9 protein-coding genes, 1 tRNA gene and 1 pseudogene are annotated in these 10,315 nt (G+C 64.6%); 7 read left to right on the top strand and 4 right to left on the bottom strand.

Translation table 11 applies throughout. The annotated features are described in order from the left end of the window. From VDP74_RS11460 to VDP74_RS11445, 4 genes and pseudogenes are all read left to right on the top strand, one after another. A pseudogene (locus VDP74_RS11460) lies at positions 1–227 on the top strand (IS21 family transposase); the annotation flags it as partial. After that, a complete protein-coding gene (istB, locus tag VDP74_RS11455) occupies positions 224–994 on the top strand; it encodes an IS21-like element helper ATPase IstB (protein WP_322999763.1) in 771 nt (256 codons plus the stop codon). The pseudogene VDP74_RS11460 and the gene istB, both read left to right, overlap by 4 nt. 233 nt (positions 995–1,227) lie before the next feature. After that, complete coding sequence (locus tag VDP74_RS11450) at positions 1,228–1,914, top strand: hypothetical protein (protein WP_322999762.1); 687 nt, start codon at positions 1,228–1,230, stop codon at positions 1,912–1,914. A gap of 57 nt (positions 1,915–1,971) precedes the next feature. After that, positions 1,972–2,241, top strand: coding sequence for a DUF4351 domain-containing protein (locus tag VDP74_RS11445; protein WP_322999761.1), 270 nt, complete (start codon positions 1,972–1,974; stop codon positions 2,239–2,241). 41 nt (positions 2,242–2,282) lie between these two features. On the opposite strand, the gene VDP74_RS11440 is transcribed toward VDP74_RS11445, so the two are convergent. Together VDP74_RS11440 and VDP74_RS11435 are read right to left on the bottom strand one after the other, a co-directional pair. Then, positions 2,283–2,567, bottom strand: coding sequence for a type II toxin-antitoxin system RelE/ParE family toxin (locus VDP74_RS11440; RefSeq protein WP_322999760.1), 285 nt, complete (start codon positions 2,565–2,567; stop codon positions 2,283–2,285). Next, entirely contained in the window at positions 2,564–2,812 is a 249-nt protein-coding gene (locus tag VDP74_RS11435; protein WP_322999768.1) for a type II toxin-antitoxin system ParD family antitoxin, read from the bottom strand. The genes VDP74_RS11440 and VDP74_RS11435 overlap by 4 nt, the downstream gene beginning before the upstream one ends. Positions 2,813–2,943: 131 nt before the next feature. Here VDP74_RS11435 and VDP74_RS11430 point away from each other — a divergent pair, with 131 nt between their 5' ends. Beyond that, the gene (locus tag VDP74_RS11430) at positions 2,944–3,102 is read left to right on the top strand and encodes a hypothetical protein (RefSeq protein ID WP_322999759.1); all 159 of its coding nucleotides are present in this window, start codon (positions 2,944–2,946) and stop codon (positions 3,100–3,102) included. A 57-nt stretch (positions 3,103–3,159) separates the two neighbouring features. Then, on the top strand, positions 3,160–3,429 hold the full coding sequence (locus tag VDP74_RS11425; protein WP_322999758.1) for a DUF4351 domain-containing protein: 270 nt from the start codon (positions 3,160–3,162) through the stop codon (positions 3,427–3,429). A gap of 34 nt (positions 3,430–3,463) precedes the next feature. Here the strand turns inward: VDP74_RS11425 and VDP74_RS11420 are convergent, their stop codons facing one another. Together VDP74_RS11420 and VDP74_RS11415 are read right to left on the bottom strand one after the other, a co-directional pair. Next, positions 3,464–3,724 carry a hypothetical protein gene (locus VDP74_RS11420; protein WP_322999757.1) on the bottom strand — a complete coding sequence of 87 codons (261 nt, stop codon included), beginning with the start codon at positions 3,722–3,724 and terminating at the stop codon, positions 3,464–3,466. Positions 3,725–4,028: 304 nt separating this feature from the next. Further along, a tRNA-Ile gene (locus VDP74_RS11415) sits at positions 4,029–4,107 on the bottom strand. A gap of 178 nt (positions 4,108–4,285) precedes the next feature. On the opposite strand from VDP74_RS11415, the gene VDP74_RS11410 reads away from it, so the two are divergent. Next, complete coding sequence (locus VDP74_RS11410; RefSeq protein ID WP_322999756.1) at positions 4,286–10,288, top strand: alpha-2-macroglobulin family protein; 6,003 nt, start codon at positions 4,286–4,288, stop codon at positions 10,286–10,288. Positions 10,289–10,315: the final 27 nt, after the last annotated feature.

The following is a 10,315-nucleotide window of genomic DNA, read 5'->3' as shown; positions in this document are numbered from 1 at the left end:
CGAACGCCCACATCGGCCGATGGCTGACGGAAGTTGCCGACCAGCGGTTGCATGGCACTACGCAGGAACAACCCGCCAAGCGTCTGCAGGAGGAACGCCTGGCACTGCTGGCGTTGCCTCAGCAGCACGGCATCCTGGTGCCATCCGCCTCTCACCGGCCTGTGCCGCGAGAGAGCTTCCAGCACCCGCTGTCGGTCTATAACGAGTTGCTGGAGGTGCGTGCGTGAACCTTCAACACAATCGGATCGAACAGCTCAGCGATGTCCTGAAGCTGGAGCGGATCGCCGGCGAGTGGCCGGCCATCGCGCAGCAGTGCGCCCGCGAGGACGCCAGCCATGGGGACTTCCTGGAACGCCTCCTGGGTATCGAGAACGACGCCCGCATCGAGCGCCAGCGGGTCGCCTTGATGAAGATCGCCACACTACCGTCGATCAAGACCATCGAGGACTATGACTTCGCCTTCGCCAGTGGTGCGCCGCGCGCCCAGATTCAAGAGCTCGCAGCCTTGAGCTTCATCGAACGGGCCGAGAACGTCGTGTTCCTGGGACCCAGCGGCGTGGGCAAGAGCCACCTGGCTCAGGCGCTGGCCTACCGTGCCGTCATGGCGGGCATCAAGACCCGCTTCCTGACTGCCGCCGACCTGATGATGCAGTTGGCCACCGCCCATAAACAGGATCGGCCGCAGCAGTATTTCAACCGTGCCATCATCGGGCCGCGCCTGTTGGTGATCGATGAGATCGGATATTTGCCGTTTGGACGCGAGGAGGCGAATCTGTTCTTCAACGTGGTGGCCCAGCGCTACGAGCGCACCAGCATCATCGTCACCAGCAATCTGCCCTTCAGTCAGTGGTCCTCATGCTTTGCTGAGGACCAGACGCTGACCGCCGCCTTGCTCGATCGCTTGTTACATCACGCTCATATCGTGCAGATCGCCGGGGAAAGCTACCGGCTCAAAGACAAGCGAAAGGCCGGGAACATCAAGATCAGGAACTAGATTTGGAATGCCGGGGTGGGTCAGTTTTACTCCGACGATTCCGACGAAAGTGGGTCAGTTTTCAACCGGCGTTGACACCTGCGTCGAAAGTTCACTTTGCCTTGTTGAAACGTAGGGGTTAGGGTGCCACCCGTATCGTCGGTGTGACCCTTGCGTCCTTTGGTAGGTCTGTCAGCTAGAAGCAGCTCTCGGCGATTCGGACAATGGGTGTTCCTTTGCTTGGGAACCCAGTCATGTCCGATCCCGACCGCCCGGCCGACGACCACGACAGTCCGTGGAAAGAGGCGCTGGAGCTTTATTTCCCTCAGATGCTGGCGCTGGTGGCGCCGGATCTGCACACTTTGATCGATTGGTCCGTGCCGATCGTGTTCCTGGACAAGGAGTTGCAGGCGGTCAAACGGGCCAGTGCTCCGGCCCAAGGCCGTCGGTATGCGGATAAACTGGTGCAGGTCCAGCTGCTGAGTGGCGACAGGGCGCTGCTGCTGGTCCATGTGGAGGTCCAAGGCTGCCTGACCGGCCCCCAGGCGCTGCGGGCTTTTGGCTGGCGCATGCTGGAATACAGGGTGCTGATCTGCCAGCGGGAACGGCGCAAGAGCAAATTGCAGTTGCCGCCGCAGGTCTACAGTCTAGGGATCCTGATCGACCAGCCCGTGCGTAAAAACAAGCAGCGGCCCACGGCCACGCTGACCTACCAGGACAGATTCCTGGATCAACAGACCCGGTTCACCTTTCCGATTGTAGAATTGGAGATGTGGCGCGCCCGCTGGGATGAACTGGACCGCTTGGCGCCGACGAACCCGTTCGCCGTGCTGGTCATGGCGCAATTGCAGGCATCGGGCCATCCAGACAAGGCCACGCGGCTGGCGCCGCTGCTAAGCCTGACTCGGCGGCTCTACGGCTACGGCTATAAGCGAGACTAGATCGGTCAGCTACTGCGATTGGTGGAATGGGTTATTGGGCTGCCGTCGGAATTGGAAGTGGATTATCTTCTGGCTGCTCAGCAGCTGGAACAGGAGCATACGATGAGCTATGTCACGATCGCCGAACGTCATGGGATTGCGAAGGGTAGGCAAGAAGGCAGGCAAGAAGGCCAAGCAGAGCTACTCTTGAACCAGATTCGACGCCGCTTCGGCCCCTTATCTGAGGCTGTCACGCAGCGCATCCTGACGGCGAAGGCGTCTCAGTTGGAAACCTGGTCGCTGAACATCCTGGATGCCACAGAATTGGACGATGTATTTCGGGGTTGATTCTGAAGGGCTCAAAGTACAATCCTGCCATGACCTATGGACTATAGGTGCCGCTCCGCGTCCTGCCGTTGATGCAGTATGCGGATGATGTCCAGGCGATCGGCGTAACCCAAAAAATAGATTACATGCGAACCGCACAGGTATTTTTGGAAATTCGGCAGCACAGAAGATCGGCCTTGCTTTGTTCCTCGGGCTAGCGCATAGCAGGTATCCCGAATGGCATCTATGTAGCTGTCAGCCTGGTCTGGTCCCCACCGATCGGCGGTGTAGTCCCAAATTTCGTCAATGTCGGTTTCTGCCGCCGGCGAAAACGCAATGATTTTCATTGCGCCTGGAATTTTGCACGCTTGCTGGCTTTGAAAGCCTCGAAGTCGAACGGGCGTGGTTCGCCGGATTCAAGGCCAGCGTTCAGTGCGTTTTGCAGCGCTTTCACCGTGGATTCGTGTTCTTCCAGCAGTCGCAGTCCTGCCCGGATGACATCGCTTGCGGAACCATAGCGCCCGCCTTCCACCTGGGAATCGATGAAGCTGGTGAAGTGCGGCCCGAGGGAGACAGATGTATTTCGCATGATTTGTTCTCCTTGGCAAGCCGCTATTTTATACCAATTATTGGTATAAATGTGGCTTCCTGGCGGTTGCTGAACGCTATGTGATGGCGAAAGGGGAAGAGAAGGGTCTGCTGGATGATGGATTTCTGGATTGAATGGTGTATGAGCTGGACCGCTTGGCGCCGGCGAACCCGTTCGCCGTGCTGATCATGGCGCAGTTGCAGGCCTCGGGCCATCCAGACAAGGCCACGCGGCTGGCGCCGCTGCTAAGCCTGACTCGGCGGCTCTACGGCTACGGCTATAAGCGAGACTAGATCGGTCAGCTACTGCGATTGGTGGAATGGGTTATTGGGCTGCCGTCGGAATTGGAAGTGGATTATCTTCTGGCTGCTCAGCAGCTGGAACAGGAGCATACGATGAGCTATGTCACGATCGCCGAACGTCATGGGATTGCGAAGGGTAGGCAAGAAGGCAGGCAAGAAGGCCAAGCAGAGCTACTCTTGAACCAGATTCGACGCCGCTTCGGCCCCTTATCTGAGGCTGTCACGCAGCGCATCCTGACGGCGAAGGCGTCTCAGCTGGAAACCTGGTCGCTGAATTTTGTAGATGCCGCAGAATTGGACGATGTATTTCGGGGTTGACTCGGCAAGACGCTCAAGCACCTGGCGGGCTGACTTAACGCCAGCCCCGTCCCCCATGCCGGCCATGGTGGTAGCCTCGGTGGCCGCCACCGTATGACCTGAAGCCGAAATAGAAGGCCGGGGGTGCCACGTAGACGGGCGGGGCGACGTACACGGACGGCCCGCCGTAAACGACCCCGCCGCCATCGTCGTAGTAGGCGGGAGCAGGTTGGTAGACGGCGCATCCGCCCAGGGCGGACAGGGCGACCAGCAGAACCGCAAGCCGGCCGGCGCGATGTGCAATAGAGGTTTTCATGATGGGAATTATGGGCGCAATCCCCGAGCCCGGGCCCCGGATATTGCCGGTGGTTACATAGCTCCCGGAGTTCTCCACGCTTGGGCGGCTGCCCTCATGAATGGATACATGAATTGCATGTGAGGTGTCGCCGCCGCCCAACATGACGCGTCTATTTCAGTAGGGAGTCTATCTTGGCTCTACATCATTAACGGGGGACACCGGCATTCATTAGACTTGTTTTTGCGAAGAACACGTTTAATGGAGCAATGGGGTAGAGCCGAGCCTCATTCAAGCGGGCAGGTGTGGGGCGAGGTCTGAATTCTGGTGGGCCCCCCGAGAGTCGAACTCGGCACCAACGGATTATGAGTCCGCTGCTCTAACCAGGCATGAGCTAGAGGCCCCCGACGGCGGCGGGCGCCAATGGCCGGCTGCCGGGAAAGCGGGAATTATCGCATAAGACATCGCATGAGACGCCTTGGTGACGGCGGCGGGGTGGTGGTAACCTGCCTGCATCGCCGCTTGGCCGCTCCATGGTGCGCTGGGCATTGCATCAGCAGAACAACAGAACAGGGCCGCCCCATGCATCCGATCCTCTCCCGTACTCTGTTGGCAGGCCTGGCCCTGGGCTGGGTCGTCTCGGCATCCGCCGCACAGGTCACGCGCTTCACCCCCCAGGGGGCGATGGCGCGGATCATGCAGGCGCAGGTCGATTTCGATGCGCCGGCCATTGCGCTAGGCGATGATCTGGCGGCAGACCCTTACCGGATCCAGTGCGATTCGGACGCTGCGAAGGGCTCGGGCCGTTGGGTAGACCCGCAGCATTGGGTCTATTCCTTTGAAAGGCCGCTGGCGGGCGCAGTGTCGTGCCGGGCCGAGCCGAACCCCGATTTCCGGGATCTGCAGGGCCACCCGCTGGATGGCGACAAGGCCTATGCCTTCACCACGGGCGGGCCACGCGCGGAAATTGCCTATCCCTGGGACCACAATATTGTGGAAGATCAGGTCTTCGTCCTGCGCTTCAATACCGCGACGGATCCGCAGTCGATCCTGGACCATGCGCATTGCGAGGTCCAGGGGCTGGGGGAGTCCGTGCCGGTGCGCCTCATCGCCGGTGATCAGCGCGATCAGATCCTGCGGTCGGTCGGCTGGGACCAAGGCGACCCCCAGCGCCGGGCTGATGCTCGATTGCTGCAGTGCAAACGCCTGTTGCCGTCTTCGGCGCAGGTGCGCCTGGTGGTCGGGCCGGGGGTGAAGTCCCCGGATCTGCCCGGCCAGCCGGGCGTGGTCAGCCGGATGGTGCTGTCGCAGGATTTCCAGGTGCGCGGGCCCTTCCGGGCTTCGATGAACTGTACCCGCAGCAATGCCCAGGCGCCGTGTTCGCCGCTGTTTCCGATCGGGGTGACGTTTTCCAGCCCAGTGCCGCGCGCGCTGGCAAACCAGGTGGTGCTGGAAACCCCGGACGGGCCTCGGCGGATACAGGCCACCGATGACGGATCGGCTCCGGATGCCGTTTCCAGCCTGACGTTTGGAGCGCCCTTTGCGGAACGGTCCACGCTGCGGCTGGTGCTGCCCAAGAACCTGCGCGACGAGATGGGGCGCGCGTTGGTCAATGCGTCCCGATTCCCCCTGGACGTGCCGGTCGATGCCTTGCCGCCGCTGGTGAAATTCGCCTCTGGGCCGTTCGGGATCATCGAGCGTTTTGCCGAAGGCGCGCCCGCTCAGGACGCGCCAGCCCTGGTGCCGCTGGCGCTGCGTCGGGTCGGACCGCAGCTGCGTACCCGGGACATGATGATTTCTGCGGGTCGGGTCGATGACCACGTCACGACCGATGACGTGCAGGCGCTGCAGTGGATGGCGAAGGTCCAGCGTCTGCAGGAAGGCCAACTGACGGCGGGCCAGTTCGCCGACGTGCTGGCCTCGCGCCCCGTGCGGGATGCAAAACGGGACGAGCCCCTGGTCGATGTGCGTTCCAGATCTGTATTCGGCCCGCAGGACGAGGCCCGCGCGCTCACGCTGCCAGGGGTGCAGGATGCCGAGGGCAAGGATATCGAAATGGTTGGGGTGCCGGTGCCGACGCCGGGCCTGCACGTGCTGGAGGCCGCGTCCCCCAGGCTGGGGGCGGCGCTATTGTCGGACAAGGACCAGCCGGGCGGCACGATGTATGTGCGTTCGGCCGTGCTCGTCACGAATCTGGCGGTGCACGTCAAGACCGGCCGCGACGATGCGCTGGTCTGGGTGACGACGCTGGATGGCGGCCGGCCGGTGGCCGGCGCCCAGGTGGCGATCCTGGGCTGCGACGGTCATCGCATCCGCCAGGGGCAGACCGATGAACAGGGGCTCTGGCATTCGCTGGGGGCGGTGCCGGCCGATGAGTATTGCGAAGGCACTTCGCAATCGGGGGTGTTCGTGACGGCGCGGATTGCCGCCGATCATCCGGCGGCCCACGGCCAGGCGGATTTTTCCTTTGCCTGGTCCAGCTGGGATCAGGGCATCGAGCCCTGGCGCTTCGATGTCCCCACCAGCCAGTCGCCGGTGCCGGATCAGGTGGCCCATGCGGTGCTGGACCGGTCCCTGCTGCGGGTGGGGGAAACTGTGTCCATGAAGCTCTTCCTGCGCGACCTGACGCGCGATGGGGTGCGCAATCCGCCGACCGGATGCCTGACGGCTCGCAAGCCCGCTTGTCTGCCCGAAGCGGTCGAGATCGTGCACGAGGGCTCTGGCGACACGGCCAAACTGCCGGTGACCTGGCAGCTGAGCCCCGGCGGCGGCCTGTATGCGGTGCTGGACTATGCGATTCCCCGCACGGCGAAGCTGGGGCAATATGACATCCAGTTGACGCCGCCGGCCGATGCGGCCGCTCGGGATGATGGCTGGGCGCAGACGCTGCTGGCGGGCGGTTTCAGGGTCGAGGCGTTCAAGCTGCCTTTGTTGACCGGGTCGCTGAAGATCGCGGCTGCGGGCGCTGCTGCGCCGGGGGCCGCTGGCCCACTGATCGCGCCGGCGGCGGTCCAGGCCGATCTGCAGCTGGCCTGGCAGTCGGGCGGTCCAGCCCGCGATCTGGATGCCACGCTGTCGGCGGTGGCGCAGCCCTTGTATCCCGGTTTCAGCGATTACTCGGATTTCAACTTTGGCGTGCCGGACAGCCTGCAGGACCAAGCAGCCTCGGCGGATCAGGCGGATCAGGCCGCGCCCGAGAGCCTGCGCCGCCTGATCCTGGACAAGCAGCCGTTGCGCCTGGATGCGCAGGGCGGGGCGCGCGTCGACCTGCGGGATCTGCCGGCGGTGGATGCGCCGCAATCCTGGCTGTTCGAGGCCTCGTTTGCCGACCCCAATGGCGAAATCCAGACCTTGTCGCAGACGGCGCAGGTGTGGCCGGCCGCCGTGGTGGTGGGGCTGCAGACCGGCCGCTGGATGTCGCGCAGCGACACCTCGACCGTCAAGCTGCTGGCCGTGGACCCGCAGGGCCGGCCGCTGGCGGGGGTTCCGGTGCAGCTGGACGGCCGTGTGCGCACCACGTATTCCACGCGCAAGCGCCTGGTGGGCGGCTTCTACACCTACGATACGCATGCGCAGGTCGCATCCCTGGGCACGTTGTGCCAGGGCAAGACCGACGCCAAGGGGCTGCTGGCGTGCCCCGTCAGTCTGGATCGAGACGGTGAGATCCAGCTGTTCGCTCAAGCGCAGGATGCCCAGGGCCGGCTGTCGCGGGCGGCGACCTCGATCTGGGTATGGGGCGGCGAAAACTGGTTTTCGGGGGGCGACGACGACCGGATCGACGTGATTCCGTCCCAGGCCAGCTATAAACCTGGTGAAACGGCCGAATTCACCGTGCGCATGCCGTTTCGCCAGGCCCAGGCCCTGGTGGCTGTGGAACGCGAAGGCGTGCTCGAAACCCACGTCGTGTCGCTGGATGGCGACGAACCCGTCGTGCGCCTGCCGGTCAAGGCCGAATGGGGGCCGAACGTCTATGTCTCGGTGCTGGCGGTGCGTGGCCGCATTCGCCACGTGCCCTGGGCTTCTTTCTTCGACTGGGGGTGGCGCCACCCGCTGGACTGGGTTCGTGCGCGGGCGGATCAGATTGACGATGCCCCGGCGCCGACCGGCCTGATCGATCTGGCCAAGCCGTCCTTTCGCTTTGGCCTGGCGCAGATCCGTGTCAGCGGTGAAGCTGATCGCCTGAAGGTGCAGGTCAAGGCCGATCACGACACCTATCAGGTGCGTGACACGGCACAGGTCGAGATCCAGGCTTTCCTGCCGGATGGCAAGCCGGCGGCGGGCGCGGGGGTGGCGTTTGCCGCTGTGGATGCAGCCTTGCTGGAATTGATGGACAACCGCAGTTGGGATCTGCTGGACGCCATGAGGGTAGAGCGCGACGAGGGCGTGCGCACGGCCACCAGCCAGGGCCAGGTGGTGGGCAGGCGGCATTACGGCCGCAAGGCAGTGCCGGCGGGCGGTGGCGGGGGGTTCGGCGCCACGCGCGAACTGTTCGACACACTGCTGCTGTGGCGCGGCGACCTGACCCTGGATGATCAGGGGCGGGCACAGGTGCAGGTGCCGCTGAACGATTCCCTGACACGGTTCAGGCTGGTGGCCGTGGTCGACCAGGGCCAGGGGCGCTTTGGCACTGGCTCGACCGACATCATCAGCACCCAGGACCTGCAAGTCGTGTCCGGGCTGCCTCAGGTGGTGCGCGAGGGCGACCGCTATCAGGCGCGGATCACGGTGCGCAATCGCACGCAGCTTGCCCTGCCGCTGACAGTGTCGGCCCAAATGCAGGGGACAACGGCACAGTCCCTGCCACAGCAGGCCCTGGACCTGGCGGCGGGCGCATCGGCGACGCTGGATTGGCCGGTGGATGCGCCGCTGCTGGGGAACAAGCAGGACCGTGAAACCCTGCAATGGACCTTCGCGGCGCAGACCCGGCAGGGCAGCGAGCAGGCGGCAGACCGGATCGTGGTGCAGCAGACGCTGTTGCCGGCCGTGCCGGTGACCGTGCGCCAGGCAACGCTATTGCAAATCCGCCCAGGGGCGCCGCAGCACCTGCCGGTCGATGCCTCGGCGCGGGCGCAGCTGAACGCCCAGGGAGTGCCGCGTGGCGGAGTGACGGTCCAGCTGCAGTCCAGCCTGGCGGGGACGCTGCCGGGTGTGCAGGATTGGCTGGCGGCCTATCCCTACACTTGCATGGAACAGCTCAGCTCCAAGGCCGTCGGCATGCGGGATGAGGCCGCCTGGAAGGCCCTGATGCAGCGGCTGCCCGATTACCAGGATGAGGCCGGACTGCTGGCCTATTTCCCCGGCGGGCGTGGCAGCGTGATCCTGACCGCTCAATTGGTCGAGGTCTCGGCGCGGGCGGGGGCGATGGGCTGGCCCAACGCGCTGCCGGATCAGGCCCGGGAACGCATGCTGTCCGCTTTGCAGGACTTCGTCCTGGGCCGCCTGGACGAGTCGGCCTGGGCGCCGGTGCAGGATCAGTTCTGGCGCAAGCTCATTGCCGTCGATGCGCTGGCGCTGGCCGGGGCCTGGCAGCCGGGCATGCTGGACTCCTTCGCCCTGGACGTCAGCGACTGGCCGACGCCTGCGGTGGTGACGTGGCTGTCCATCCTGCAACACGTGCCCGACCTGCCGGATCGCGCCGCGTTGTTGGCGTACGCCGATAGTGTGCTGCGGATGCGGCTCAGCCGCCATGGGACTTCGCTGGTGCTGTCGGACGCGACGGCGGATCAGGGCTGGTGGCTGATGAGCAACGTCGCGACGGCCCAGGCGCGGCTGCTGATGACGGTCCTGCCGCGTCCGGAATGGCGCCCCGACCTGTCACGCCTGATGACCGGCCTGCTGTCCTTGCAGAGCCATGGCGCCTGGTCCACGACCACGGCCAATGTGCTGGGGATGTTGGCGGTCAACGACTATGCGCGTCGAGAGGAAGCCCAGGCCGGGCAGGGTTCCGTGTCAGTGACGCTGGCGCCGGGGACGGCACGGACGCTGGCCTGGGCCGATATGCCCCAGGCGGACGGCATTCACCGTCAGGCTCTGGATATGTCGTGGCCGTCATCCCGGCGGGGCACGGTGGACTTGGCACAGCAGGGGGCCGGCGGCGGCTGGGCGACCGTGACGGCCCGGGCGGCAGTGCCGCAGACCCAGGCCGTGGATGCCGGTATGCGGGTGGAACGCGCGATCACGCCGGTGTCCCGTGCCCGACCGGATCGCTGGTCGGTGGGCGATGTCTACCGGGTCAGTCTGCGCATCCACAGCCGGGAACCGGTCGTCTGGTCGGTGATCAGCGACCCGGTGCCGGCCGGCGCGTCCATCCTGGGCGGCGGCCTGGGGCGGGATTCGGCAATCGCCGTCCAGGGTGAATCCGAAGATCAGCCGTTCTGGGACCGGCCCACGTTCATCGAACGCGACGCGGGCGTGTATCGGGCGTATTTCGAGGTCCTGGACGCCGGCGTCCAAACCCTGGAATACACGGTGCGGCTGAATACGCCGGGAGACTATCAACTGCCGCCGACGCGGATCGAGGCCCTGTACCAGCCGGACGTGTTCGGCAGCCTGCCCAATGAACCCTTCCGGGTGACGGCCGATTGAACGCCTGGCGCCATCTGGGGGCCGGGC

Source organism: Castellaniella sp. (assembly GCF_034674885.1).
Classification (GTDB): domain Bacteria; phylum Pseudomonadota; class Gammaproteobacteria; order Burkholderiales; family Burkholderiaceae_B; genus Castellaniella.
Note: the sequence above shows the minus strand (reverse complement) of the source record. Positions and strands in the feature narration are given on the sequence as shown.